The following is a 25,953-nucleotide window of genomic DNA, read 5'->3' on the forward strand; positions in this document are numbered from 1 at the left end:
GGCATCATGCGGGTTCTGGCGGAGGAGAGGACTCACATGGCTGTTGAGATGGCGATCTGGCGGATGACGGATGCCGGGCCGCGGCATCCGGTGTCATCTCCGCTCGATTCAGAGCAACGTCTCGAGGACATGATCGCTGAAGATCCCGGCATGTGTGGGATCGACCTGCTCGTTGTTGGACGCCAGGTACGGACCCGGTATGGCGGATACATCGATCTCTTAGCCCTCGACGCTGACGGTCGCGCCCATGTCCTGGAACTCAAGCGCGATCGGACCCCTCGCGACGTTGTCGCCCAGACACTCGACTACGGATCCTGGGTGCAGGACCTCGGCATCGAGGACCTCGAACAGATCTACGCCCACCACCATGATGACGAAACCGACCTCGGCGAGGCGTTCGCTGAGCGATTCGACAGCCCGCTACCGGACGTGGTCAACGCTGACCAGCAGTTCACGATCATCGCGTCCGAGCTCGACCCGACGTCTGATCGCATTGTCGAGTTCCTCGCAGAGTCCTACGGCGTGCCCATCAACGCGGTGTTCTTTCGCCACTTCAGCGACGGCGATCGCCAATACCTGGCCCGGACGTGGCTGCTCGACCCCCAGCCGGCCGGAGACACGACCCAGCGGCCATCCCGCCGCAAGAGCCGGCCGTGGAACGGCCGAGACTTCTACTGCGTGCTCGACCGAGCAGAGCAGCCCGACCGCTGGTCCATCGCCAGGAAGTACGGGCTCCTGAGCGCAGGAGGGGGATCGCGCTACTGGAAACCCCTCCGGCATCTCACACCGGGCAAGCGCGTGTTCGCATACGTGGGCGGCGCCGGCTACGTCGGCATAGGCCGGGTCACCGGCGAGATGATCCCTGCTCGCGATGCCAGAGTCGAGACCAACGGCCAGCTCCAGCCGCTCGTCGATCAACCAGAGCTGAGCGCAGACCGATGGAAGGACGCCGCCTCGGAAGACCCCGAACTGGCCGAGATGGTCGTACCGGTCGAATGGCTGGGCGCCCGACCCATCGAGGAAGCCATCTGGGAGAAGGGACTGTTCTCCTCACAGCATGTCGCATGCAAACTCCGCGACGAGAACACGATCAGAACAGTCGAGTCCACATTCGGGCCCGACCCGACCATCGACTAGTCCACAAGCCCTGCGTTCCCACCTCAACCGACCGATCGCCGCTGCTGGCTTAGGGGAGGGCTCTCTTCGACCCGTCCCCATAAACAGCACCCTACTACACCAGCCTGGGCCGGTTCCATCCCCAACAACTCCACCCGGCCGATAACCACGACGGCCACTCGGCAAATGGGCCGGTGCGCCACTCTGCAAGGACTTGATGTGGAAACCAGCACCACGAGCCGTAACCGAATCATGGGAATAGCCTTTTGGCACGGACGACACAACTTGAGAGGGAGCGACCGTTCTCTCACTGCAGGTTGCACAGTCAGACAAAAAATCGCAGCGCTATCTGTCGATACATCGTTACAGATTGGCGTCTTGATTGCCACATCTGTAATATCTTGTAGATCGATACAACCCACACAGTTTGGCGAAATACGATGACACCTCAACAAAGCACGACTGTCCGGAACCTCTATTTCGACGAATCCGGGTTCACCGGCGCGAATCTAGCTGATCCAGAGCAACCGTGGTTCGTATATGTTGGGGTTGCGCTTGATGAGGAGGAAGCATGTTTGATTCATACAGAGGCCTACTCTCGGTTTCGGCTACAAGGTTCCGAACTGAAAGGAGCAAACCTTATCAAGACGACCAGAGGACGGAGGGCACTATCTTGGATACTAGGGGTGGTATGTGAGCATGCTCGGGCGGTAGTCGCCGATAAGCGATATGCCCTGGCTGGAAAATTTTTCGACTATATGATCGAACCCATCTTGGCGGAACGAAACGCCACATTCTATGAGATTGACTTTCATAAGTTCGTAGCTACACACTTGTTTTTGGCTTCAAAAACAGATAAACATCACGACGAATTGCTAATGGCATTCTCTAGAATGATGAGGAGAATGGATCCTGGAGAACTGGATGAGGTTTTTTCTGTTTGGAGAAGACTTGAGGGATTGAGTCCGATCGGCCAGCTACATAAACTATCTAAACTTCATAGGGAGAAAATAGAAGGCGAACTAGGAGTAGCTAGGAATGCCGGCCCGATGGCGAATTGGACGCTTGAGCTAACAGCAACTGCACTCTACTCTCTATTGTGCTATTGGGGAGAGACATCTGACGGTCTTGAAGTTTACTGTGACAATTCCAAGCCGTTGGTAGCATCGGCAGCATTTTTCGATGGATTCATCGGCCGCCGCGACAAGGGATATGTCCAACTAAGCAGTGCACCACCATCTTCAATAGTCTTCAATCTTAACAAACCCGTAAGGTTAGTGGACTCTCGAAGCTCATATGGAATCCAACTCGCTGACGTGCTAGCTAGCACTCTCGCCTACACACTGAAGAACCCAGTTGAGCCGATTTCTAAGGAATGGCGAAGCCTATACGGCAAGATGCTCGTTAATAGCATCGTCCCAGACCTTACCCTGATGGACCTTAGAGAACGGACCACCTTCATCAACACTCAAGTTCTCTTCGAACTGACAGATGGGAGTAGAGATCGTGTCGATCTCCTGAAGAAGATGCCGATTATTGTCCGGATGGCCAAGTCAATGTATCCTTACTATCTCCACTCGCTCGATGCCGGACTAGAAGACTTTGTTGCGCCGTAGTGTGGTGCAGTGAGAACGAAGGCTTATGGTCCTCGGTTGTCGAGGGTACAGAAACGGAGTTACTCAGAAACGTAAGGGAGTTGGAGATTCAACATTCCCCACCGCCGGCCGATCCCAGGCCATGTGCTAACTACATGGTAGTCCTGGGCGGGTTGATCTTGTGGAAATAGACGACCTGCTGGGAGGCACCGTTAATCGGATACTCCGGTCCATAAGACGATGGGAGGGACATGGGTGTTAAGACGGTTACCTAATGGAAGGAACTGCGAGTTCGAACGAGAAGTAATGCTGACCGGTATCCGGTGGTGAATTCGGTCTATGCGAGGACGGCACCGGTCGTAAGTGCGGCCACGACCGCGATGGGCCGGGAGTAGGGTGAGTCGGGTTCTGCGAGTCACGTGCTTCTGCTGGTGGTCGGACCGCTCCTAATGGAGTCGCTTGTGGCTGGACACTCGGCTTAGGCGCCGCGTGATGGTAGTAGGTGTCCCCTCACTCGTTCTGGACCGATTCCCGGTCGTGGAGTGAAGCAGCAGACATTGTGCCGTGAGACATTGTGCCGTGCGTCGATTCACCATTGCGATGGGCGTGCCCGGCACCGGTCTTGGTAGTCGGCTGGTTGACGGGTCGCTTATCGGTGTGCCGAGGAACGACTCAGCGGCGGTGTTATCCAGGCACACGCCGCTCCGGCCGCCGACTGGACCGATGCCATAAGCCTGGCAAAGATGGTCGGTTCCTTCTGCTGTGGATGGGGAGGTAAGCGGAGGCGGGTAGGATCGTCCTTGATGGACAGAGCCAATATTCCGTCACGTCGGGACTTATGGTTGCCAATACTCAGGGCTGTAGTCGCTCTCGGCGGCTCCGGGATCCCCCGAGAGATTGCTGACACAATCATCGAGGGCGAAGGGTTCTCCGAGGAGATGGCCACCATCACCTACGGTGAGCACAATCCTGTCTCCATTCTTCACGATCGGCTGGGGTTCGCGCGCATCGATTGCAGACTGATGGGTGTCCTCGAGAGTCCACGCAGGGGACTGTGGCTGATCACGGAGCTTGGCCGAGGAGTGATGGGTCTACCCGAACTGGACGCGCAGGAGTGTCTCAACCAGCTAGACAGGACAGCGAAGAAGGCCCAGAGAGAGAAGTCCCACAGAGAGAAGTCCAAGGGCGACGTTCTCACTGAGGAAGTAACAGCGTTAGATGACAGTGACCAAGAGTCGTGGCGTGAGGATTTGCTGAAGTGTCTTCACGGGCTGACGCCTGACGGGTTTGAGCGGTTCGTGAGACATCTTCTCCGGTCCCTGAATATGGAACTCAAGAGGACCGGCGGTGTGGGAGACCAAGGGATCGACCTGATCGGTACCGCGCCGATCAGTCCTGTGCTCACGGTCACTGTCGCTGTTCAAGCGAAGCGGTATGCGCCCTCGGTTTCCGTGGGTCGGGCAGAGGTGGCGTTGTTCCAAGCGGATGCCAGCGCTCGTGGCGCGGAGTACGGGATTCTCGTCACTACCAGCCGGTTTACCCGGTCGGCGAGGGAGACGGCGCAGGATCGTCGTCCTACGATCACTCTGATTGATGGCGAGCGGCTTGCTGACTTGTGTTTGGACGAAGAGGTGGGGATTGTCATTCGTCCCGTTGTTGATCCGGACTTCTTCGGCCGTTTTGAGTAGCCCATAAAACGCCCCCAGGCCGGGACCTGGATGTCCCATAATGCACGTTATGTAAAGTTGGGCATAGCGGGCATCGATTCCTTTCTTGTACCGAACCGGGGCGTATCGGGGCCCACTCATCAACCACGGTCCGGGATCTAGGCGCCCGTTAGGATCGTGGCGCGTTTACCGAGAGGAAATGTGATGCCCAAGCGCTTGACCGTCGAGCAGGTTGACCAGTACCGGCGGGACGGGTACGTCTGCCCGGTCCGGGTGATGGACCAGTCCGGCGCCACCGGCTACCGGCGGATTCTCGAGCGTTTCGAATCCGAGCAGGGTGGGCCGGTGTCCGGGGCCCTTCGCAACAAATGCCATTTGCTGTTCCGGTGGGTCGACGAGTTGATGCGGAACGAGGCGATTCTGGACGCGGTGGAGGACCTGATCGGTGAGAACATCCTTTGCTGGAACACTTTGTTCTGGATCAAGGAGCCGCAGACCAAGTCCTACGTGTCGTGGCACCAGGACCTCAACTACTGGGGGCTCGACACCGACGACCTGATAACGGTGTGGCTGGCACTGTCACCTGCCACGCCCGAGAGCGGCTGCATGAGCGTCCTGCCGGGAAGCCATAGGGGTGAGTTCATGCCCCACAGCGACACGTTCCAAGAGGACAACATGCTGACCCGGGGCCAGGAGATAACGGTGGAGGTGGACGAGGCCGAGACCGTCTCGATGCCGCTACGGCCCGGTGAGATCTCGATGCACAACGGCCGGTTGGCTCACGCCTCCTCCCCCAACACGTCCGAGGACCGCCGGATCGGGATCTCGTTCCACTACATGCCGACCAGGACTCGCCAGATCATCGGGGACTGGGACAGCGCGGCTCTGGTCCGTGGCGAGGACACCCACCGGCACTTCACCCACACGCCCCGTCCTACCAGGGACTTCGACCCCGAGACCGTGGCATTCCACGGCAAGGCCTCCGAAGCGGTGCGCGACATCCTGTTCCACGGCGCCGACAAGGTACGCCAGACCCTCTGAATTGGGTGTAATCCCGGGCCGGTTGGACCTTGTTACACCGGTGTATACATAATGTATACTTGAGCTATGAGTACTACAACCGTTCGGATAGACAGGGATACTCACGCCCGCCTCGTGCGGATGAGCAAGCTGGCCGGTGTGTCCCTCGGAGCGACCATCCGCGACGCGACCGAGGCGCTGAGCCGCCAGCGGTTCGCCCATCGCGTGGCAGCCGAAGTCGCGGAACTCCGGAACGACCGGGAGACATGGTTGTCCTACCTGGAAGGGGCCGAGTCGACTTCGGTCGCCGATGGCCTCGATTGACGAACTCTGGCTGGTCGACTTCGGCATCCCGTATCCGGGAGAGCCGGCATCGCATAGGCCGGCCCTGGTAATCGGTCCGCCGCCTGCGTTCGGTACCGGATTTCCGTCTGTCATCGTCGTCCCTCTGACGGCAACGTACCGGCGCCTCTCCCTCCACGTCGAAGTCGAGCCGACGCCCGGTACGGGTCTCGACCGTATGAGCTTCATTCAGTGCGAGTTCGTTCGCTCGATCAACCGAAGCCGGCTCGTTCGCCGTCTCGGTGCGGTAGCCCCCGAAACCAGCCACCAGGTCGCCCGGATCATCAGAACGCTCCTGGACTACTGAAAAGTCTTCCCGAACGGGGACTGAAAAGGTTGGAAGCTACGAGCCGTCCTGCCAGCGGAGGACGGGGCGGCGGGCGGCGGTGGCCTCGTCCAGGCGGCCTATGGGGGCGGTCCAGGGCGCGTGGTGAAGGGTGTCGGGATCGCTCTCGGCCTCGTCCGCCACCGAGATCAGGGCATCGACCAGCGCTTCGATCGCCTCGGGAGGCTCGGACTCGGTGGGCTCGATCATCAGCGCCTCCTCGACGATCAGCGGGAAGTAGACCGTCGGCGGATGGAAACCGTGGTCGATCAGGCGCTTGGCGATGTCGTACGTTCGCACCCCGAGCTCCCGGCGCTGGCGGGATCCGGAGAAGACCACCTCGTGCAGTACCGGACGGTCGTACGGCAGGTCGTAATGGCCATGGAGCAGGGCGCGGACGTAGTTGGCATTGAGGACAGCCTGACCGGAGGCGGCGCGCAGGCCGTCGAGCCCCAACGCTCGCATGTATGCATAGGCCCGTACCAGAACGCCGGCATTGCCTTGGAACTGCTGGAGCCGGCCGATGCTGCGCTCGGGAGCGACCAGCCGCACAAGGCCGTCATCGCCTTCCTCCACCACCGGCGTGGGCAGGTAAGGGGCCAGTTCCTCGGAGCAGCACACGGGTCCGGCACCAGGGCCGCCGCCGCCGTGGGGAGTACTGAAGCTCTTGTGGAGGTTGAGGTGGACGACATCGAAGCCCAGATCACCGAAGCGGATCCGGCCCATGATCGCGTTGAAGTTCGCTCCGTCCCCGTACAGGTAACCACCGGCGTCGTGGATTAGGCCGGCGACCTCCTCGATGCCGTTTTCCCACAGGCCGAGGGTATTCGGGGCGGTGACCATGACGGCCGCCACGGTCTCGTCGAGCTCTCGCTCGATCGTGACCCGGTCGAGCGAGCCATCGGCCCCGGTCGGGATCTGGGTGACCTTGAATCCGGCCATGGCGGCGGTTGCAGGATTGGTGCCATGGGCCGAATCCGGAACGAGGATGCGGCGGCGGGTTTCCAGCTCTCCCCGATCCTCGAGGGCGCGGGCCACCATGAAGACGCCTGCCAGCTCTCCATGTGCGCCCGCCGCGGGAGCGAAGCTGACATTCGGAAGGCCGGTGAGCTCTCCCAGACCACGACCCAGCTCCAGCTGGATACGCAGCGTGCCCTGGATGTCCTCCGCCGGAGCCTGCGGATGTGCTCGTGCGAGCCCCGGAAGGTTGGCCACCGTGTCGTTGACCTTCGGGTTGTACTTCATGGTGCAGGAGCCCAACGGGTACGTACCCGAGTCGATGCCGAAGTTCCGCACCGACATGGCCGTGTAGTAGCGCACCAGCCCTCCCTGGCTGAGCTCGGGCAACCGCACCGAGTCGCGCAGCAAGCGATCGTCCGGCAGTGGAGTCTCCTCCCCCGCCCATGCAGGCACATCGACCGCACGCCGGCCCGGCTCCCCGCGATCGAAGCTGAGGCGCGCCCCGAAGTCATCGTTGCTAGGCCGGGAACCGCTCATGCCCCTCTCCCGATCTCCGCCAGGGCCCCGACCAACGCGTCTACGTGCGTATCGGGTGTCGCCTCCGTCACGGCGAACAGCAAGGCATCACGTGCCTCGGGCTCCGGCCGGGACGACACATCGAAGCCCGGCCCGATGCCGCGCGCCGCGAGCTGGGCGGCCAGGTCGGCGGCAGGAAGAGGCCCTCGAACGAGAAACTCCTGGAACCAGGGTCCGCGTTCGGGTGTCTCGTAGCCGGGCAGAGCCGCGATGCGCGAGGCGGCGTCGTGGGCGCGCTGATAGCAGAGCACGGCGGAGTTGCGCATACCGCTCGGGCCGAGCGCCTGCACGGTGATGGTGAAGGCAACCGCTATCAAGGCCTGCGCGGTGGACACGTTCGAGGTGGCCCGTTCCCTCCGGATGAACTGCTCGCGGGCCTGTAGCGTGAGCACGTATCCGGTGCGCTCCTCTCCCCCACCGGTGCCATTGGCGAGTTCCCGGGTACGCCCCACGATGCGACCCGGCATCTGCCTCAGGTACTTCGTGCGGGCCGCGAACAAACCGAGCGAGGGCCCGCCGTAGTTGGGAGGGCCGGCCAGGTCACGGCCCTCGCCGGTCACGATGTCGGCGCCGGCATCGCCCGGCGCACGCAGCAGGCCCAGCGCGAACGGGTCGGCGACCGCCACGAACAGAGCCCCGGCGCCATGGGCGGCATCGGCTAGCGGTTCCAGATCCACGATGGTTCCGAGGAAGTCCGGCTGCTGGGCCACCAGGCAGGCGTGCTCGTCGGTGATCGCCTCGGCCGACGAGACAGTATCCACTTCCAGCCCGGTGCCGCGCGCGTAGGCGCGGACCACTTCGGCGGTTCCGGGATGGATCGGTTCGAGCAGCGCGACGGTCCTCCGCTTCGTGACGCGGGCCGCCAGCAGGCAGGCTTCCGCGGTGGCACTGGCCACGTCGTAGAGCCCGGCGTTCGACACGTCCATCCCGGTCAGCTCGCAGACGACCGACTGGTACTCGAACGCAGCCTGCAGGGTTCCCTGGCTGATCTCCGGCTGGTACGCCGTGTAGGAGGTGGCGAACTCGGAACGCCAGGTGAGGTATCCGGTGATGGACGGGATGGAGCGCCGGTACGCTCCCGCGCCGAGAAAATCGGGCCGCGCGGGCGCTGCGTTGGCGCCGGCGTGTTCCTCCATCAGCGCGATTAACTCCGCCTCCGGGAGCGCGGGCGGGAGGTGAATCTCCGGGTCCCGCATGGCCGCGGGCAGGTCGGCGAACAGGGCCCCTACGTCGGGGGCTCCGACGCGCTCCAGCATGCGCGCCCGATCCGCCTCCGTGGCCGGAATGTACGGATGCGGTGAAGCGGAAGACCGCGACGACGACAAGGTCTCAGTGCTCCTCGATCAGCGTCCGGTAAGCGGCCGCGTCGAGCAGGTCGTCGAGCTGTGACGCGTCAGCCATGCGGACGCGGATCATCCAGCCGTCTCCGTAGGGTGAGTCGTTCACCAACTCCGGCTGATCTTCGAGATCCCCGTTGACGGCGATCACCTCGCCGTCCACCGGGGCGTAGAGGTCGGACACGGTCTTGGCGGATTCGATCTCGCCGCAGGCCTCGCCGGCGGTGACGCTATCCCCTTCGGAGGGGAGCTCCAGGTACACCACGTCGCCTACCCCGTCCTGGGCGAAGTCCGTGATGCCGACGGTGCCCTCGTCCGGGTTCCCGTCGTCACGGCGAAGCCACTCGTGCTCCTCCGAGTAGAGGAGGTTGTCGGGAATCTCGAAATCGGCCTTCATCAGTCCCTCGACTTTCTGTAAAACGGACGGCGCACCACTTCGACCGGCAGCATGCGGCCGCGTACATCGACTTCGAACCGGGCCCCGGGCTTCGCAAACTCCACAGGAAGGTAGGCCATGCCTATGCCGAGACGCAAGCTCGGGCTGAAGCTTCCGCTGGTCAGCCGGGCGACGGGTTCTCCCCCATCCGGAGCATGTACCGCGTAACCCGCCCGCGGCACGCCGCGGGCCCGCGCCGCCAGGTGGGCGAGCCTCCGCACCAGGGGTCGCTCCCGCGCTTCGGCCAGCGCATCGCGTCCCGTAAAGGACGCCCCGTCATCGAGGGTCACGGCGAAACCCAGGCCGGCCTCGTACGGACTCGTCGCAGCGTCGATGTCGTTGCCGTACAGGGGCAGCGCAGCTTCCAGCCGCAGCGTGTCCCGCGCCCCGAGACCCACCGGCGACGCGCCTCCTTCGATCAGCGCCTCCCACAACGCCGCGGCCTGAGCGACGCCGACGATGCACTCGCCGCCCGCCTCGCCGGTATAGCCGGTTCGGGCGAACGTGACCGTCCCACCCTTCCAGTCGAGCTCCACGCATGAGTGCAATTCGAGCCTCGTTACGTCATCCCCGAGGACGCTGCCGAGCAGCGCCATCGCCTCCGGACCCTGGACGGCCAGCATCGCGGTCTCCGTGGTGATCTCGGAAGCCATATCGCCGGATACGGACCGCAGCCGGTCGAAATCCTGGTCGGCGTTGGATGCGTTGTGGACGACCAGCCATCGCTCCCCGGCCAGTCGGTAGATGAACACGTCATCCTCGATGCCCCCGGCCTCGTTGCAGTAGAGCGAGTAGTGGGCCTTGCCGACGGCCAGCCGGTTCACGTCGAAGGTAGTAACGGATCTGAGCAGCGCGGCCGCCTGCGAACCCTGGACCCGGGCCCGGCCCAAATGCGAGACATCGAAGACACCGACCCCCTGGCGCACGGCATGGTGCTCACCGACTATCCCCTGGTACTGGAGGGGCATATCCCAGCCGGAAAAGGGTGCGAAACGGGCCCCGAGAGCTTCGTGCCGGTCCCGCAGTGCTAGCTGTCTGAGCCTGCGTCCGACACCGGAGCCGCCTTCTTCTGTCACAGCCCGAGTTTAACCCGAGTGGCCAACCCGACGACACGTCCGCCGACCAGGGGCTTCGTGTCTCGCGCACGCGGCCGGGTGGCCGCTAGGTGACCGAGGCTGCGAACACGTTGCCCACCAGCCGGCCCAGCGCCGCATCGAACTCCTCCTGGGACTGGTCCACCGCCAAGCCCTCCAGGAGGGCCCGGCTGAAGCTCGCCACCATGCCGCGCTGCCGGGCCAGGCGCTCGCACGCCTCCGCGTGGTCGTAGCCCCCGGAGAGGGCCGCCACCCGGACCACGTTCGGATGACCGACCAGTTCGACATACAGATCGTCCCGGCTGGGGAGGGTCAGCTTGAACATGACGCCCGAATCCCCGAGCCGGCCCAGCCGGGCCAGGATGGCACGTAGGAGCATGTCCTCCGCCTCTGCCTTCTCCGGGCTGTTGATGTCCACCTCGGGTTCGAGGATCGGCATCATCCCGGCCGCCAGTATCCGCTCCCCCACCTCGAACTGCTGCTCCACGTTGGCCTCTATGCCCTCCCTGTCGGCCATCTTGATGACCGAACGCATCTTGGTGCCGAAGACCGCGCTCTCCCGGCCCTCGTCGAGCAGGTCGTCCAGGCCGGCCATCGGCTTCATGAGCTGGACGCCGTCCCGCTCCCCGTCCAGACCCTCGTCCACCTTCAGGAACGGCACCACACCCCTCTCCCGCCACAGGTAACGAGCTGAGCCGACGCCATCGATCCGGCGGCGCATCGTGTCGGCGAACAGGATGGCGCCGATGACCCGGTCCCCGCCGAAACCCGGACTGGTGATGATCCGGGTTCGCATGTCGTGGATCAGGCCGAACATCTCATCGCTCGTCGAGTAGGCGTCCTCGGGTATCCCGTATCTCGCCAGCGCCTTGGGTGAGCTACCCCCACTCTGATCCAGCGCGGCGATGAACCCTCGCCCCTCCTTGACCTTCTGCAACTGGTTTACGTTCATGTTCTCGTTCCAGGTTGTCCGACTCCCGAACCGGCACGGCGAGCCTATGCCGCCTGTGCTCGCCGCTACGTTAATGGTATGAGCACCGACGGTCCGCAGCCCCGATCGTCATCCAAGATATCCCGCGCCACCCGAGCTGTGGGACGCAAGATCGAGGGGCAGTTCTCACGCCACGGCTGGGCGTTCCGGCGGCTGGCCGTATCCCACGCCACAAACGTGGCCGGAGACGCCCTGGTGGCCCTGGCCCTGGCTGACACGCTGTTCTTCTCGGTGCCCACCACCGAGGCTCGGGGAAACGTGGTCGCGTTCCTTCTCCTGACCCTGGCCCCCTTCGCCGTGATCGGACCCCTCCTCGGGTCGCTGGTCCACCGGTTGCCCCGCAGCCACCGGGCCGGACTGGTCTTCGGATCATTGGGGCGTGTGGTGCTGGTGGTCGCCATGATGCGAGCGGAGACCGACCTCGTGATGCTGTCGATGGTATTCGGGATCCTGGTGCTGTCCCGGATCTACGGGATCAGCCGCAGCTCGATCCTGCCCACGGCGCTGCCCGATCCGGCCGATCTGGTGGAGGCCAACGCCCGCCTCGCCCGGCTCGGGATTCTCGCCGGCGGGGCCGTCCTCCCGATCGGGCTGGGCGCCATCAATCTGCTGGGCAACATGGCCGCTCTGGTGCTGGCAGCCGGCCTCTTCGCCTGGTCGGGCATCACCGCGCTGGGTCTGCGGGTCGACCTCCGGCCCGCCGCACGGGAGCCGGGCGCGGAGGCTATTCCGGTGGCCCGCTCCCCCGCCTCCCGGCGGGCGGTCCGCCATGCCCGGATTGCCACCGCCATCGTCCGCCTCCTGAACGGCTACCTCCTCCTCCTGGTGGCATTCGTCTTCCGGGACGACGAGGCGGGAATCGTGGGGTTCGGCAGCCTGCTGCTGGCCGCCGGCGCCGGCTTCGGCGTCTCATCACTGCTGGCGCAGTTCCTGGCCCGGCGACTTCACGAGGAACCGATGGTGGTGGCGGCACTGGCCCTGGAAGCGGCCGCCGCGTTCATCAGCGCCCACGTGTTCGGCGTGTGGTCCGCGGCGGCCGTAGCCTTCTTCGCCGGGCTCGCCTGGGGTACGGCCAAGTTCGGATACGACGGCCTCCTCCATGCCAGCGTCCGGCCCGAGGAACGGGGCCGCATGTTCACCTATTCGGAGACTCTGTTCCAGCTGGCCTGGGTGGTCGGGGCGGTCATTCCGGTGCTGGTGCGCATCCCGGCCACGCTCGGGCTGGTCCTGGCCGGATGCGCGGCGCTGCTGGCCCAGGTCGTCCTGGTCAGCGCCCTGCTGATCTCGATGGCCGATCCGGCCGACACGGACCCCTACGGCGTCCGCCGGTAGCCGTCATCCGCGCTCCTCGAATATCCGGTGAATCCGCTGGATGGTGTCGGCCTCATCGGGTGGTTTGTCGGGCCGGTACTGCTTGACGCGGGCGAAACGGAGCGCTACCCCGCCCGGATAGACCGGGCTCGACTGAACCCCGTCGAAGGCCACCTCGACCACCACCTCCGGCCGCAGGAACACGACATGGCGTTCCCGGCGAACCTCGACCTCGAGAAACCGTTCCGTCTGCCAGACCAGCATCGCATCGGTCAGGCCCTTGAAGGTCTTGCCCACCATCACGAACCCGCCGCTCTCGGCGTCCCTTGCGCCGAGGTGCAGGTTGGAGAGCCGGCCGGTGCGGCGACCATGGCCCCACTCGACGGCCAGAACCACCAGGTCGAGGTGGTAGGCCGGCTTGACCTTGAGCCAGGCCGATCCTCTCCGGCCCGCCTGGTAAGTGGAGTCGATCGCCTTGACCATGATCCCCTCGTGGCGGCGCCGGCGGGCCTCCGACAGGGCGTCCTCCGCTTCCGGCACCCGGTCGGTGACCAGCTTGGGAACCAGGCACTCGGGCGGAACCAGGCTGTCGAGCACGGCGATCCGCCGACCGAGGGGTAGGTCGATCAGGTCCTCTCCGTTGAGATGAAGGATATCGAAGAAGTAAGGGAACAGCGGCTTCCGGTCGCCGCCCTGCTGGGTGCCGAAACGGCTCATGATCTGCTCGAAGCGCTCGGGGCGGCCCTCGAGATCGTGAGCCAATACCTCGCCGTCGAGCACCACGCTCGAGACGGGAAGGCCGGACACCACGTCGGCCACCAGCGGCAGCCGATCCGTGACCTCGTTGAGCCGCCGGCTGAACACCGCCACCTCCGAGCCGGACCGGTGCGCCTGGATGCGGACGCCGTCGAGCTTCCATTCCACGGAGGACCGGCCGGACGACTCCATCGCGTCCGCGGCCGAGCCGGAGGTCGAGGCCAGCATGGGCCGGACCGGCCGCAGCGGAACGATGTGCATCGCCCGCAGCGCCGCCTCTCCCTCAGTAAGTGCCGGAACGGCGATCGATCCGAGATCGCCCCCGAGCATGGCGGCCCGCCTCACAACCGCCGCATCGATACCAGACGCCACCGCCACCGCGTCCATCATCAACCCCTCGAGCGCTCCGTGCCGGAGCTCGCCTGTGAGCAGCCGCCGCAGGTAGTCCTGCTCGTCCGGGGTGGCTCGACCGAGCAGGGATTCGAGCAGGGCGGACCGGCGAGCCTGCGAGCCGGCGCCCCGGATGCCCGGGATCATGCCGATCACCCGGTCCACCTCCCCGATGTCGAGGACCGGTTCGGGCGCCGGATCGACCTTCGACGCCCATAGCGCGGCCGGGCCCACCCCGACGCGCCCCTGGCGCGGCCGGCCCGCCAGAAACCCGACCAGGATCCGTATCTCATCCGGCTCTGCCCTGCCAAGGAGATCGGCCAGGCCGGCCACCTTGGCGCGGCGCGCCCTGGTGCCCGCGATCTTCTGCGACGTGGCAACCACCTCGGCAAGTCTCAACCGGCGCCTCCGATCGCTCCACGGCTGGGCTGTCCGCCAAGAATCTACTCGTGAAACGCCCGGCCATGACGTAGAGTCCTAATCCCAGAGACGAAACGCCGAGCACCGTAGCCGGCCGGAGACGAGCGACCCCGTCCCTGCCGGGCCGCCAGATGAACGGGAGGAGCACATGAACCCGCAATCGATGATCGTCGCCATCGGCCTGGTGGCACTCCTGATCGCCTACGCCGCCGTCCGCGACTCCCGGGACGGATGGTCAGGAACGGTCGGCCCCCTCAAGTGGTCCTTCTCCGGAAGCTGGTCCACGAGCATTGCCGTAGTGCTGGCCCTGGTCCTGGTGCTGCTGGGCTCCGGGGCGCAGGCCACCCTGGTCGCCTTCGGGATACTGGCGGTGCTGGCGCCCCTGATCTACAAGGGGATCGGTAGATCCGAGGGGGCTTCCAAGCCGGTCTTCTTCATCGTCTCGGCGATCATGACCTGGTCCACACTGGTCATCCTTTACACGGCCGCAACCGCGGTGCCATCCCTGGTGAGCACGCTTCCGATTCTGTCCGTCCTGGTTATCGACGCCGCTCTGGTCCTAGCCATCCTCGGAGCGGTGATGAACAGCGTCCGCAACCTGGCCGCGGCCGCCTCGGGCGACGGCTCGGAGGCCTGGATCCTGCCCTGACGTAGGAGGGTTCAGCCGCCGAAGGGCGAGTCTCCGCCGCCCAGCACCGATAGCTGGCGCCGGCGGCCCGACACCGGGCCCGGGATGATCAGGGCGGGCGCCCGGAAGGATCCGGGAACCTCCAGATCGACCATCATGGTCTTGCCGTCGAGCGCGCCCCCACTCCACACGGTCATCGTGCCTCCCCAGCGGTGGCCGGGATGATCGATGGCGCCCAGCGACGCCTCGGCCACATCCAGGATGTTGCCTCCCTCACCGATGACCCGTACGTAACCCTGGTAACTCACCTGCGCATCCTTGCCGGTTTCCTCGCAATCGGGACATCGTACCCACCCCGGGCGATCCTACCGGCGACGGTCATCCGGTCGCCCCGGCCCGGAGCGAGTGGACCGGCGCCATCCGGGAGGCGCGCAGCGCCGGGTAGAGGCCGGCCAACAACCCCACGAGCGCACCGAGGACCGGCGCCGCCAGCGCGATCCTGGGGTCCATTACCGGGGTCCAGGTCCGGAGCGCCGACACGGTGACCACCACCAGTACCCCCGCGCTGGCCCCGATCACACCGCCGAAGAGGCCCACGCCGGTGGACTCGAGGAGGAACTGGTAGGCGATATGGCGCCTTCCGGCGCCCAGCGCCCGGCGCAGCCCGATCTCCCCGATCCGCTCGAGGACCGAGACGAGGGTCACGTTGGCGATCCCGATGGCGCCCACCAGCAGCGAAACCCCTCCCAGCATCAGGAAAAGCGCGTTGACATCCTCCTCGACGCCGGCCCGGACCTCGTCCGGCTCCAGCGGCGCCTGCACCTGGACCGCATCCGGATCGTCGGGCGACACGGCGATCGGCGCCTGCGCCGAAATGAGCGAGGCCGCCCCGATCTCGGTGTCGATCTGGACCGTGGTGGGCGATTCCAGGCCGTACATCTCCCGGGCGGTTCCTTCGGGGATGATCAGGGCGTTGAGCAGTTCCGGCTGTCGCTGCACGTCCTCCAGGATCCCCAGCACGGTGAAGCCGGCGTCGCCCACGAAGACGACCGGCTGCTGGTCCACCCTGGTCACGACTCCACGCCGAGCGCCGACGCGGTTCTGATCAGGAAGCGAGCCATCTGTGCCCGGGTCAGGTGGTCATGCGGCGAATAGGTGGTCGGGCTGGTCCCGGTGGTGATCCCGTAATGGGCCACGCAGTCGATGGCCCGGACCGACTCGTCGCTCAGGTCCTCGGTATCCGGGAAACCGGATGACGGGATCGTGACGGGACACGCCTCGCCCTCCGCCTCCTGCGCCGATGCGGTACCCGCTAGAAGGCATCAGGACCGGCACCAGGATGCCGAGAGCCGCCGGCCGGATACCGCCCTTAGTCACCCTGCGCGAACCAGCTCGGGCGCCGTATTGCTCCGGTCCGGTCTGCATCCTCTCCGTCGGCTCGGCCTCCACGCGATGCAGCCTATTGGACACCGGACCGTAGCTATCCAGATGGAACCCCGAAAGCTCCCCGAGCCGGCTACCGGCACTCAGGGCTCTTCACCCATCGCCGCAGTGCCGTTGGGGAGAACCCCGGCTCACCCGTACCCCGGCCGGCCGAGGATGGGGCTAGTCGCCTATCAGGTGACGATGCTGATCGAGTAACGGCACCACGACATCAGCAGGTGCGGGGGGCAGGAAGATGAGCACCCGGGACACCCCCAGGGCTTCCCACTCCTCCCACTTGTCCGGATCGGGATCGGTACCGTAGACGCCGATCTCCACCTCCGCCGGATCCCTTCCGGCCTGCTCGAGAAGGGCATGCAGCCTGGCGATGTCTCCGGCCAGGTCCTGGGGGTGCACCGGCATCCAGCCGTCGCAGTACTCGGCCACCGCCGCCAGCGCCATCGGGCCTCCTGCACTCCCCATCACGATCGGGGGATGCGGCTTCTGGTAGGGCTTGGGCCACGCCCAGCTCTCCTCCATACTGATCATCTCTCCCCGGTATGAAGCCCTGTCTTCGGTCCACAGAGCCTTCATCAGAGCGATCTTCTCCCGGACCAACCTGTGCCTCGTCCGGGCATCGACGCCGTGACTGGCCATCTCCTCCCGGTTCCAGCCGAACCCGATCCCGAACTCGAACCGTCCTTCGGAGATGATGTCCAGCGAAGCCACCTCCTTGGCCAGCCAGATCGGATCCCGTTGCGCCACCAGGGCAATGCCGGTGCCGACCTTCAGCCGATCGGTGGTCGCTGCGATCGCGGCCAGCGCCACGAAGGAGTCGTAGGTGTAGCGGTACTCCTTCGGCAACGGCGGAGCATCCTTCCGCCCACCCCAGGGAGTGTCCCGGCTGGTCGGGATATGGCTGTGCTCCGCTACCCAGAGCGACTCGTATCCGCGAGCCTCCAACTCCTCCCCCAACTGAACCGGCTGGATCGAGTATTCGGTGAGGAAAATGTTCACCCCGACGCGCATCCGTGCGTACCTCCAAGTTGACTCCGGACCCGGACCCTAACGGTATCGACCCGCGAAGCCTCCATGACGGATCCGGGCGCGGGTAGCACTAGCTCCAGGAGTAGGATTCCGGGAAGGCAATGAGGGTGGGGTTGATGTTCCGGACCAAGAACCTGTTGATCTCGGAGGAGTCCGCTCTGCCGGGACGGGATACCCCGGTCCTGGCACCGCTGCCGCACTTCGTGCATGGGCGAACCATCGCACCGCCGTTCCCGGAGGGTATGGAGATCGCCTATTTCGGCATGGGGTGCTTCTGGGGCGTGGAGAGGATCTACTGGCAGATTCCCGGGGTGTACACGACCGCAGCCGGATACCAGGGAGGATTCACCCCCAATCCGACCTACCGGGAGGTCTGCAGTGGATACACGGGGCACACCGAGGCGGTGATGGTGGTGTTCGACCCGGAGGCCGTCTCCTACGGAGACCTGCTGAAGCGCTTCTGGGAGGAACACAACCCGACCCAAGGGATGCGCCAGGGTAACGACCGGGGCACGCAGTACCGGTCGGCGATCTACTGGACGTCCGACGCCCAGCGCGAGATGGCCGAGCAGACCAGGGAAGCCTACGAGCGGGATCTGGCCGCTCGGGGCTTCGGGCCGGTCACTACCGAGATCCGGCCGGCGCCGCCCTTCTACTACGCCGAGGACTACCACCAGCAGTACCTGGCCAAGATCCCCAACGGCTACTGCGGCCTCAAGGGAACTGGGGTGTCCTGCCGGGTACCGGCGCCGCGGTGAACCGAGCGCATCCCGACCTGGACTCGCTGGCCTTCCTGGTCGGTACCTGGAAAGGAACGGGTAGCGGCCGGTACCCGACCATCGAACCCTTCGAGTATGTCGAGGAGGCCGTCTTCACCCCGGGTCCCGGCAAGCCGTTCATCCTCTACCGGCAACGGACCCGGCGAGCCGGGGACGGCGAACCACTCCACTCCGAGTCGGGGTACATCCGGCCGGGCGGCACGGAGGGGGCCGAGTTGGTCATCGCCCAACCGACGGGCATCGTCGAGGTCCATACGGGAGATCTCTGCGGCAGCCGGGTGCGCTTCAGGTCCAGGGATGTCAGGCTGAGCCCGACCGCGGTCGAGGTGTCCCGTGTGGAACGTTGCATCAGCGTGGACGGCCACACCATGCTCTACCGGCTGTGGATGGCCGCGGTCGGCCAGCCATTTCAGGTTCATCTCGAAGCTGAGCTCACCCGGGTCTAGCTGACCAGGAAGCCGTGACGGAACGGGTCGTCCGGCTCCATGACGAACGATGCGGCGCCGGTGTAGTAGGCCCTCCCGCACACCTCCACCGTGACCGCCGGCAGGTCGCCGACCGTGCGCTCCGCCACGACCCGGCCGGTCATGGTCGACCCAGTAACGCTCCCGAAGGTACGTACGTCCCCCGGATACGCCTGCCCGCGGGCGTGGCCGAGGGCCATCCGGGCGGTCACCCCCGACCCGGTCGGACTCCGATCCACCTGCGAGTCGGCGAACACGCACACGTTGGCAGAGACAGGTGCGCCGTCCCGGCCGTCGGTCAGGATCGAACCGTACAGGTAGCCCAGGTCCCCGGCATCGGGATGGACTAGTTCGACGCCTTCCCGCACCGCCGCGGACAGTGCGTTGGCGGCCCTGACCAGGTCAGAGACCGGGGAACCCGGGAACTCCAGCCCGAACCGCCCGGCGTCGGCGACGGCGTAGAAGGCGCCCCCGTAGGCGACATCGCACGAGACCGTACCATAACCTTCTACTTTCACTTCAAGGTCAAGGGAATGGGCGAAGGCGGGCACGCTCTCGAAGCAAACCGCACCGGCGTTGCCTTCGCTCACCTCGACGCTGACCGCCACCGGCCCGCACGGGCATTGGATCACCATCCTGGTCTCGGGCGCTGCCTTCGGAACCAGTCCCCTGTCAACCGCATACCTGCCCAGTGCGATGACGGCGTGCCCGCACATGGTCGAGTAGCCCGAGTTGTGCATGAAGAGCGCCGCGAGGTCGGCCTCGGGGAGGTCGGGTTCCACCGGGATCACCCCGTACATGTCGAAGTGGCCGCGCGGTTCGTGCATCAGTGCCGTACGCAGGTGATCGAGCTCGGCGAGGACGTAGCGGCGCTTGTCGAGGATGGTGGCCCCCGGGATGGGCGGATACCCGGATTCGACGATCCGGACCGGCTCGCCCCCGGTGTGCATCTCTGTGGTGGTGATCGTGTCCGCCCGCTTCATCATCCCGACGGGCGATGGTACCCGCCCGCCGCCGGGATATCCCGAACGCCGGGGTAACCTGGCACCCGTCCGAGGAGGCCGATGGGGTTCAGAACAGACCAGATACATGCCGGCGTGTCACCGGATCCGGCCAGCGGCGCCATCCTCACGCCGATCCATCAGTCCACCACCTTCGTGCAGCCGTCCGTGGACGACTACATGGCCACCGGCTACTCGTACTCCCGGTCCGCCAATCCCACCGTCACGGCGCTCCAGGCCCGGATCGCCAAGCTGGAGCGCGGGTTCGCTTCGGCGGCGTTCGGGACCGGCATGGCCGCCACCAACGCCGTCTTCATGGCCCTGCTCAACGCCGGGGATCACGTTGTGGTCAGCGATGTCGCCTACGGAGGCACCTATCGCCTCGCCACCAAGGTGTTCACCCGTTTCGGGGTCGACTTCACCTTTGCGGACACATCCGATCTCGATGCGGTGAGGGCCGCTGCCAACGAGCGGACCAGGCTCGTCTTCACCGAGACGCCCGCCAACCCGACCCTCAAGTACACCGACATCGCCGGAGTCTCGGAGATAGCTACATCGCTGGGCATTCCCCACGCGGTGGACAACACCTTCCTCACCCCCTACTTCCAGCGCCCGCTCGAGTTGGGCGCCGATCTGGTGGTGCACTCCACCACCAAGTACTTCGACGGCCACAACGCCACCGTGGGCGGAGCGGTGGTATGCCGGACGGAGGCGCTCTCGGAGGCGGTGGCCTTCGTGCAGAACGCCGCGGGCCTGATCATGTCGCCCATGGTGGCCTGGCTGACGCTCCAGGGGAGCAAGACCCTGAGCGAGCGCATGGAGCGCCAATCGGCCAGCGCCATGGCCGTGGCCGAGTTCCTGGAGGATCACCCCAAGGTGAGCAGTGTCACCTACCCGGGGCTGGCCTCCTTCCCCCAGCACGAGTTGGCCACCGAGCAGGCCTCCGGATACGGCGCCATGGGATGGTTCGAGGTCGAGGGCGGCGTGGAGGCCGCCAAGTCGCTGATGGGATCCCTCCGGGTATGGACGCTGGCGGAGAACCTCGGATCGGTGGAGTCGCTGATCACCCACCCGGTCACCATGACCCACGCCGACGTGGAGAAGCCGGAGCGTCTCCGGGTCGGCATAACCGACGGGCTGGTCCGCATCTCCGTCGGCCTCGAGGACGTCGAGGACCTGATCGAGGACCTGGCCCGAGGCCTGGATCGGCTCTAGCCGCCGCCAGCCCGCGAAAACTCGGTGCTCCGCACCGGGTCCCTCCCCCGCCGCCACCCATCCTGTTGGAGCGTGGTCGGCCATGCCCGGCCGGCTGCCGGACGGTTCGGCCGTCGCTCCATGAAGTCTTGTATGTTCCCCTGGACCCGGCCGCTCCGATCGGACTCTTCGCATCGGCCGGTTGTAGGTGCTTGGCGATAGGCAACGTATCGGGGGCCAGTGACAGATTCGAGCCCCTTCGGCGAGAGCGCGAAAAGAACCGGCCGTTGCGGATCGGGTCCCACGGTCACGTCAGGGTGGTAGGCGCCCCGGCCGGTAGCCCGTCCTGCGCTTCTAGAATCGCAGGTCATGTCCGGCTACGTGGCCCCGCTCCGAGACGTCCACTTCGCCCTCGAACATATCGCCGGCCTCGATCGCGTCCTCGGCCTCGAACCGTTCCGGCATGTGGAGCAGGACGTGGTGGGTTCGCTTCTGGACGAGTGCGCTCGTTTCGTCCAGGACCTGGTAGCGCCCCTCAACCGGGTTGGGGACGTGGAGGGGTCGACCCTGGAAGATGGCCGGGTGGCTACCCCGCCCGGTTTCCAGGAGGTCTACAAGGCCTACGTGAACGCCGGGTGGGGAACGATCGGCGCACCGGCCCGGTGGGGCGGCGCCGACATGCCCCGGATCCTTGGGGTGGCGGTCGAGGAGCTCTTCACATCGGGATGCCTCTCCTTCAGTACCGGGCCGCTGCTGACCACCAGCGCCATTTCAGCCGTCGCCGCCCACGGAACCGATGAGCAGAGGGACCTGTTCCTTCCCAGGCTGATCACCGGCGAGTGGTCGGCCACGATGAACCTGACGGAGCCCCACGCCGGATCCGACGTGGGCGCCCTCGACACCAGGGCCCATCCCGCCGGCGACGGAACGTACCGATTGGCCGGCACCAAGATCTTCATCACCTACGGCGACCACGACATGGCAAGCAACGTGATCCATCTGGTGCTTGCCCGCATCGCCGGTTCCCCGCCCGGCACCAGGGGGATCTCGATGTTCATCGTGCCCAAGTTCCTGCCGGCCGCAGGGGGCGAACCGGGCGAGCGCAACGATGTCAAGGTCGTGTCGCTCGAGCACAAGCTGGGCATCAGGGCTACCCCCACCTGTGTCATGGTCTACGGAGAGGACCGGGGCGGCGCGGTCGGATACCTCCTGGGAGACGTCGACCAGGGCATGCGGAACATGTTCACGATGATGAACACCGCCCGGATGTCGGTGGGTATCCAGGGCATGGCCGTGGCGGAGCGGGCCTACCAGCAGGCGGTGGCCTACGCCCGCGAGCGGCGGCAGGGTCGTGCGGTGGGCGCCACCGAGCCGATGTCACCGATCATCGATCACCCCGACGTGCGCCGCATGCTGGTAACCATGCGGTCCTACACGGAGGCCATGCGAGCCCTGATCTACCGGACGGCCATGCATCAGGACCTGGCCCATGCCGCGCCGGACGAGGACCAGCGCCTCCGGCACTCCAAGTGCCTGGCCCTCCTCACCCCCGTCGTCAAGTCGTGGTGCACCGAGATCGGCGTGGAGATGGCTTCGATCGGGATCCAGGTGCACGGGGGCATGGGCTACATCGAGGAGACCGGCGCCGCCCAACACTGGCGCGACGCCCGCATTACCTCGATCTACGAGGGAACAAACGGCATCCAGGCCATCGACCTGGTGATGCGCAAGCTTCCCGTGGACGGAGGCCGGTTCGTCAGGTCATACATCCGGTCGCTGTGGCCCTCCGTGGCCGCCCTCCGCGAGATGGAGTGGTATGGAGCGGCCGACAGTCTCGAGGGTGCCCTCTCCCGACTGGAGGACGCCACCGGCCGGCTGCTCGCCGCGAGCGACCGGCCCAACCGGGTGCTGGCAGGCGCCAGCCCCTACTGCCTCATGTTCGGAGGCGTGGCCGCCGGAGCGATGATGGCGGAGTCCGCTTCGGCGGCCATCGCCGCAGGGGACCGCGATAAGCAGGCGACCTGCCGTTTCTACCTAGAACAGTTGCTGCCCCTCAGCACGGCCCTCCACGGCGCTGCTACGGGTGGGGAGGAGGTCCTGTTCGACATCGGGGCGGCCGACCTGTAGCCGATTTGCCTCCCCGGCCGGGCGTTCAGGACGCGGCTCAGAGTCCGGCCCGGGCAGGGGCCATGGCCTCGACCGCCTCGGCGATGCTCCGTTTCACGGCCCGGAGGGGATGGGCCGGCTTGCCGCACAAGGTCTCCACGAGTTCCCGGACCGCATCATCGAGCTCTCCCGGAGGAACCACTTCGGTTAGGAATCCGGCCGCCTCGGCCTCCTGAGCGGTGAACGGACGGCAGGTCAGCAACAATTCCCGGGCCAGGGAGGGTCCCAGTTCACGAACCAGCCGGGGAACGCCACCCCAGCGAACCGGGACTCCCAGATCGACCTCAGGGAGGGCGAAATAGGTGTCGTCAGCAGCGATCCGCAGGTCGCACGCCGAGGCCAGCACCACGCCGCCGCCCACGACCGCCCCCTTCAGCACCGCCACGGTGACCGCCGGGATGGCGTCGAATGCCTCCATCACTGCCTCGCCGCCCCGGACGATCTCCCGGACCGGGACTCCGCAGTCGGGCTCCAGCATGCGCAGGTCGAGCCCGGAGGAAAACGCCCGGCCCCTCCCCTCCAGCAGCACCACCTTGAGCGAGTCCCGGCGGGCCGACACCTCGGCCGCTGCCCGGGCCAGTGCGGTCAGCGTGGACGCGGCCAGGGAGTTCAGCGTCTCCGGACGCTCGATAGTGATCGTGGCCTGGAAGTCGCCGCGATAGCTGATCGAAACCTCGTCCATGCGGCTCCTCCTACCTTCCGGCCCGTTGCCACCCACCGCCTTCGCTGCCGGCGCGGCGACAGCGTTAGGCTCTGTTCGCCCGGATAGGAGAGCCGGTGGTTGATCCCAAACTATTGAACTTCGACACGCTGAGCGTGCATGCCGGGCACCATCCCGATTCCGACCATGGCGCCCGTGCGATCCCAATCTATCAAACCACCTCCTACGTGTTCCGGGATGTGGAGCATGCGGCCGGCCTGTTCAACCTGGAGCGGCAGGGCCACATCTACAGCCGGATCTCGAACCCGACCGTGGCCGCCCTGGAGGAAAGGCTGGCCGCACTAGAGGGTGGCGTCGGGGCGATAGCCACCGCCTCGGGCATGTCCGCCCTCTTCCTGGCCATAGCCACCCTCATGGGCGCCGGTGACCATATCGTCTCCTCCTCATCCCTGTACGGGGGATCCAACAACCTGCTGGCGACCACACTCCCCCGCTTCGGGATCCGGACCTCGTTCGTCGATCCGCGGGACACGGACGGCTTCCGGGATGCCATCCGTCCCGAGACCCGGCTGGTGTACGGCGAGACGCTCGGAAACCCCGGTCTGGAGATCATGGACGTGGAGGCGGTGGCGGCCATCGCGCACGAGGCCGGCGTGCCCTTCATGCTCGACAACACCTTTGCCACGCCCTACCTGTTCCGCCCCTTCGACTGGGGCGTCGACCTCTCCTATCACTCCATCACCAAGTTCATCGGTGGACACGGGCTGGCCGTGGGCGGGGCGCTGGTCGACAGCGGGCGTTTCGACTGGGAGGCCTCCGGGAAGTTCCCCACGCTGACGGAGCCCTATCCCAGCTACCACGGCCTCAGGTTCACCGAGGAGTTCGGAACCCAGGCCTTCATCATCCGGGGGCGGGTGGAAGGCCTGCGAGACTTCGGTGCGCCGCTGGCCCCGCAGAACGCCTTCTACATCCTCCAGGGCATCGAGACCCTGGCGATCCGGATGCAGAGACACGTAGCCAATACCCGGGTGGTGCTGGACTTCTTGGAGGGCCGGGACGAAGTGGCCTGGATCAGCCATCCCGACCTGCCCGAGCACCCCGACCACGATCGGGCGGCCCGGTTGATGCCCGATGGATGCGGCGCCATTCTGGCGTTCGGCATCAAGGGGGGGCGGGAGGCCGGCCGGCGGTTCATCGAGCGCCTCCGAATCTTCTCCCATCTGGCCAATGTCGGAGATGCCAAATCACTGGTGATCCACCCTGCCTCCACCACACACTCGACCATGAGCCCCGAACAGCTGGCCAGGGTCGGGGTCGGGGAGGACTTGATCCGGCTCTCGGTGGGCCTGGAGGATCCGGACGACCTGGTGGACGACCTGGCCGCCGCCCTGCGAGCCTCGCAGCGGTAGGGTCGGAATGGACCTGACCGTCAGGGGCGCCAGGGTCTCCGCCACCACCGGAGGGCGGGATCTCGACGAGGGGTTGCCGCTCCTCGTGTTCATCCACGGAGCAGCACTCGACAAGACCACCTGGCAACTCCAGACCCGCTACTTCGCGCACCACGGCTTCTCGGTGCTGGCGGTGGACCTTCCCGGTCACGGCACATCCGACGGCCCGGCGCTCGGCACCATCGAGGACTACGGCGACTGGGTGGCCGAGTTGGTCGTGGCGGCCGGCTTCGGCGGGGCCCACCTGGTGGGTCATTCGATGGGCGCGCTGATCGCCCTCGAAGCTGCGGCGCGCCATCCGGGTTGCGCTACCACCCTCACCATGTGCGGAGGGGCAGCCGCCATCGGGGTTCATCCCGGTCTGCTGGCCGCGTCCGAGAAGGGTGAGCACCTGGCCTACGAGCTGATGTCGTCCTGGGGTCACGGCAAGCCCTTCCACCTGGGCGGACACCAGACGCCCGGCCTCTGGATGATGGGCGGCACCACCCGGTTGTGGGAACGGTCGCCCGCCGGGGTCCTGGCCTCGGACCTCCACGCTTGTAACGACTACGACGGCGGGGCTGAGGCGGCGCGCCGGATCCGGTGCCCGGCGCTTCTCATCCGCGGATCGCTGGACATCATGACACCGTCGCGGGCAGCGGCGCCTCTGAGGGAACACCTGGCCGGTCTGCGGGAAGTAACCATCGCCGGCGCCGGACACATCATGATGGTCGAACAGCCCGACCAGGTGATAGACACCATCGCCGGTTTCCTGCGGAGCTAGACATTCAACAGAGGTCCGGCCTCCGCGGCCTGCTCAACCTTCTA

General features: G+C 65.8%; 26 protein-coding genes. 14 read left to right on the top strand and 12 right to left on the bottom strand.

Annotated features, from left to right (window positions below; genetic code table 11):
- The first annotated feature begins 36 nt into the window (after positions 1–36).
- The 6 genes from ACOQPD_RS02620 to ACOQPD_RS02645 all read left to right on the top strand — a co-directional run bounded on the left by ACOQPD_RS02620 (position 37) and on the right by ACOQPD_RS02645 (position 6,047).
- Positions 37–1,137, top strand: coding sequence for a hypothetical protein (locus tag ACOQPD_RS02620; protein WP_420613352.1), 1,101 nt, complete (start codon positions 37–39; stop codon positions 1,135–1,137).
- 419 nt (positions 1,138–1,556) lie between these two features.
- Positions 1,557–2,732, top strand: a complete 1,176-nt coding sequence (locus ACOQPD_RS02625) for a DUF3800 domain-containing protein (RefSeq protein ID WP_420613353.1) — start codon at positions 1,557–1,559, stop codon at positions 2,730–2,732.
- Positions 2,733–3,514: 782 nt separating this feature from the next.
- A complete protein-coding gene (locus ACOQPD_RS02630) occupies positions 3,515–4,399 on the top strand; it encodes a DUF2034 domain-containing protein (protein WP_420613354.1) in 885 nt (294 codons plus the stop codon).
- Between the two features lie 183 nt (positions 4,400–4,582).
- The gene (locus ACOQPD_RS02635; RefSeq protein ID WP_420613355.1) at positions 4,583–5,419 is read left to right on the top strand and encodes a phytanoyl-CoA dioxygenase family protein; all 837 of its coding nucleotides are present in this window, start codon (positions 4,583–4,585) and stop codon (positions 5,417–5,419) included.
- A 66-nt stretch (positions 5,420–5,485) separates the two neighbouring features.
- Positions 5,486–5,722: a hypothetical protein gene (locus ACOQPD_RS02640; RefSeq protein WP_420613356.1), complete on the top strand. Its 237-nt coding sequence runs from the start codon at positions 5,486–5,488 to the stop codon at positions 5,720–5,722.
- The gene (locus ACOQPD_RS02645; RefSeq protein ID WP_420613357.1) at positions 5,709–6,047 is read left to right on the top strand and encodes a type II toxin-antitoxin system PemK/MazF family toxin; all 339 of its coding nucleotides are present in this window, start codon (positions 5,709–5,711) and stop codon (positions 6,045–6,047) included. The genes ACOQPD_RS02640 and ACOQPD_RS02645 overlap by 14 nt, the downstream gene beginning before the upstream one ends.
- A 36-nt stretch (positions 6,048–6,083) precedes the next feature.
- On the opposite strand, the gene gcvPB is transcribed toward ACOQPD_RS02645, so the two are convergent.
- The 5 genes from gcvPB to ACOQPD_RS02670 form a co-directional block, all read right to left on the bottom strand.
- A complete protein-coding gene (gene gcvPB, locus ACOQPD_RS02650) occupies positions 6,084–7,562 on the bottom strand; it encodes an aminomethyl-transferring glycine dehydrogenase subunit GcvPB (protein ID WP_420613358.1) in 1,479 nt (492 codons plus the stop codon).
- On the bottom strand, positions 7,559–8,857 hold the full coding sequence (gene gcvPA / locus ACOQPD_RS02655) for an aminomethyl-transferring glycine dehydrogenase subunit GcvPA (RefSeq protein ID WP_420613359.1): 1,299 nt from the start codon (positions 8,855–8,857) through the stop codon (positions 7,559–7,561). The genes gcvPB and gcvPA overlap by 4 nt, the downstream gene beginning before the upstream one ends.
- A 73-nt stretch (positions 8,858–8,930) precedes the next feature.
- A complete protein-coding gene (gene gcvH, locus ACOQPD_RS02660) occupies positions 8,931–9,335 on the bottom strand; it encodes a glycine cleavage system protein GcvH (RefSeq protein WP_420613360.1) in 405 nt (134 codons plus the stop codon).
- Positions 9,335–10,450, bottom strand: coding sequence for a glycine cleavage system aminomethyltransferase GcvT (gcvT, locus tag ACOQPD_RS02665; protein WP_420613361.1), 1,116 nt, complete (start codon positions 10,448–10,450; stop codon positions 9,335–9,337). The genes gcvH and gcvT overlap by 1 nt, the downstream gene beginning before the upstream one ends.
- 85 nt (positions 10,451–10,535) lie before the next feature.
- Positions 10,536–11,420 (bottom strand): fructose bisphosphate aldolase, encoded by an 885-nt coding sequence (locus ACOQPD_RS02670; protein ID WP_420613362.1) that lies wholly within the window; start codon positions 11,418–11,420, stop codon positions 10,536–10,538.
- Positions 11,421–11,498: 78 nt separating this feature from the next.
- Here ACOQPD_RS02670 and ACOQPD_RS02675 point away from each other — a divergent pair, with 78 nt between their 5' ends.
- Positions 11,499–12,791: a hypothetical protein gene (locus ACOQPD_RS02675; protein WP_420613363.1), complete on the top strand. Its 1,293-nt coding sequence runs from the start codon at positions 11,499–11,501 to the stop codon at positions 12,789–12,791.
- A 3-nt stretch (positions 12,792–12,794) separates the two neighbouring features.
- Here ACOQPD_RS02675 and ACOQPD_RS02680 read toward each other — a convergent pair whose 3' ends face one another.
- Positions 12,795–14,315: an ATP-dependent DNA ligase gene (locus ACOQPD_RS02680; protein ID WP_420613364.1), complete on the bottom strand. Its 1,521-nt coding sequence runs from the start codon at positions 14,313–14,315 to the stop codon at positions 12,795–12,797.
- Positions 14,316–14,484: 169 nt separating this feature from the next.
- Between ACOQPD_RS02680 and ACOQPD_RS02685 the strand changes: the two genes are divergently transcribed.
- Positions 14,485–14,985: a hypothetical protein gene (locus ACOQPD_RS02685; protein WP_420613365.1), complete on the top strand. Its 501-nt coding sequence runs from the start codon at positions 14,485–14,487 to the stop codon at positions 14,983–14,985.
- A gap of 11 nt (positions 14,986–14,996) precedes the next feature.
- On the opposite strand, the gene ACOQPD_RS02690 is transcribed toward ACOQPD_RS02685, so the two are convergent.
- The 4 genes from ACOQPD_RS02690 to ACOQPD_RS02705 all read right to left on the bottom strand — a co-directional run bounded on the left by ACOQPD_RS02690 (position 14,997) and on the right by ACOQPD_RS02705 (position 17,415).
- A complete protein-coding gene (locus tag ACOQPD_RS02690) occupies positions 14,997–15,272 on the bottom strand; it encodes a hypothetical protein (RefSeq protein ID WP_420613366.1) in 276 nt (91 codons plus the stop codon).
- A 70-nt stretch (positions 15,273–15,342) separates the two neighbouring features.
- Positions 15,343–16,038: an ABC transporter permease gene (locus ACOQPD_RS02695; protein ID WP_420613367.1), complete on the bottom strand. Its 696-nt coding sequence runs from the start codon at positions 16,036–16,038 to the stop codon at positions 15,343–15,345.
- Complete coding sequence (locus tag ACOQPD_RS02700) at positions 16,035–16,226, bottom strand: S-layer homology domain-containing protein (protein WP_420614420.1); 192 nt, start codon at positions 16,224–16,226, stop codon at positions 16,035–16,037. Before ACOQPD_RS02700 ends, ACOQPD_RS02695 begins: the two co-directional genes overlap by 4 nt.
- Positions 16,227–16,569: 343 nt before the next feature.
- Positions 16,570–17,415, bottom strand: a complete 846-nt coding sequence (locus ACOQPD_RS02705; RefSeq protein WP_420613368.1) for an LLM class F420-dependent oxidoreductase — start codon at positions 17,413–17,415, stop codon at positions 16,570–16,572.
- A 134-nt stretch (positions 17,416–17,549) separates the two neighbouring features.
- Here ACOQPD_RS02705 and msrA point away from each other — a divergent pair, with 134 nt between their 5' ends.
- On the top strand, positions 17,550–18,191 hold the full coding sequence (gene msrA / locus ACOQPD_RS02710; RefSeq protein WP_420613369.1) for a peptide-methionine (S)-S-oxide reductase MsrA: 642 nt from the start codon (positions 17,550–17,552) through the stop codon (positions 18,189–18,191).
- Positions 18,188–18,658: an FABP family protein gene (locus tag ACOQPD_RS02715; protein WP_420613370.1), complete on the top strand. Its 471-nt coding sequence runs from the start codon at positions 18,188–18,190 to the stop codon at positions 18,656–18,658. The genes msrA and ACOQPD_RS02715 overlap by 4 nt, the downstream gene beginning before the upstream one ends.
- Here the strand turns inward: ACOQPD_RS02715 and ACOQPD_RS02720 are convergent.
- Positions 18,655–19,659, bottom strand: a complete 1,005-nt coding sequence (locus ACOQPD_RS02720) for a proline racemase family protein (protein WP_420613371.1) — start codon at positions 19,657–19,659, stop codon at positions 18,655–18,657. The genes ACOQPD_RS02715 and ACOQPD_RS02720 overlap by 4 nt on opposite strands.
- An 81-nt stretch (positions 19,660–19,740) precedes the next feature.
- Between ACOQPD_RS02720 and ACOQPD_RS02725 the strand changes: the two genes are divergently transcribed.
- Together ACOQPD_RS02725 and ACOQPD_RS02730 are read left to right on the top strand one after the other, a co-directional pair.
- Complete coding sequence (locus ACOQPD_RS02725) at positions 19,741–20,892, top strand: trans-sulfuration enzyme family protein (RefSeq protein ID WP_420613372.1); 1,152 nt, start codon at positions 19,741–19,743, stop codon at positions 20,890–20,892.
- A gap of 348 nt (positions 20,893–21,240) precedes the next feature.
- Complete coding sequence (locus ACOQPD_RS02730; protein WP_420613373.1) at positions 21,241–22,998, top strand: acyl-CoA dehydrogenase; 1,758 nt, start codon at positions 21,241–21,243, stop codon at positions 22,996–22,998.
- Between the two features lie 37 nt (positions 22,999–23,035).
- Here ACOQPD_RS02730 and ACOQPD_RS02735 read toward each other — a convergent pair whose 3' ends face one another.
- Positions 23,036–23,719 carry an enoyl-CoA hydratase/isomerase family protein gene (locus ACOQPD_RS02735; protein WP_420613374.1) on the bottom strand — a complete coding sequence of 228 codons (684 nt, stop codon included), beginning with the start codon at positions 23,717–23,719 and terminating at the stop codon, positions 23,036–23,038.
- A 95-nt stretch (positions 23,720–23,814) separates the two neighbouring features.
- Between ACOQPD_RS02735 and ACOQPD_RS02740 the strand changes: the two genes are divergently transcribed.
- Positions 23,815–25,107, top strand: coding sequence for an O-acetylhomoserine aminocarboxypropyltransferase (locus ACOQPD_RS02740; protein ID WP_420613375.1), 1,293 nt, complete (start codon positions 23,815–23,817; stop codon positions 25,105–25,107).
- A gap of 7 nt (positions 25,108–25,114) precedes the next feature.
- Entirely contained in the window at positions 25,115–25,909 is a 795-nt protein-coding gene (locus tag ACOQPD_RS02745; protein ID WP_420613376.1) for an alpha/beta fold hydrolase, read from the top strand.
- The last annotated feature ends 44 nt before the right edge of the window (positions 25,910–25,953 follow it).

Origin of the sequence: Candidatus Spongiisocius sp. (genome assembly GCF_965221825.1) — a bacterium.
Taxonomy (GTDB): domain Bacteria; phylum Actinomycetota; class Acidimicrobiia; order Spongiisociales; family Spongiisociaceae; genus Spongiisocius.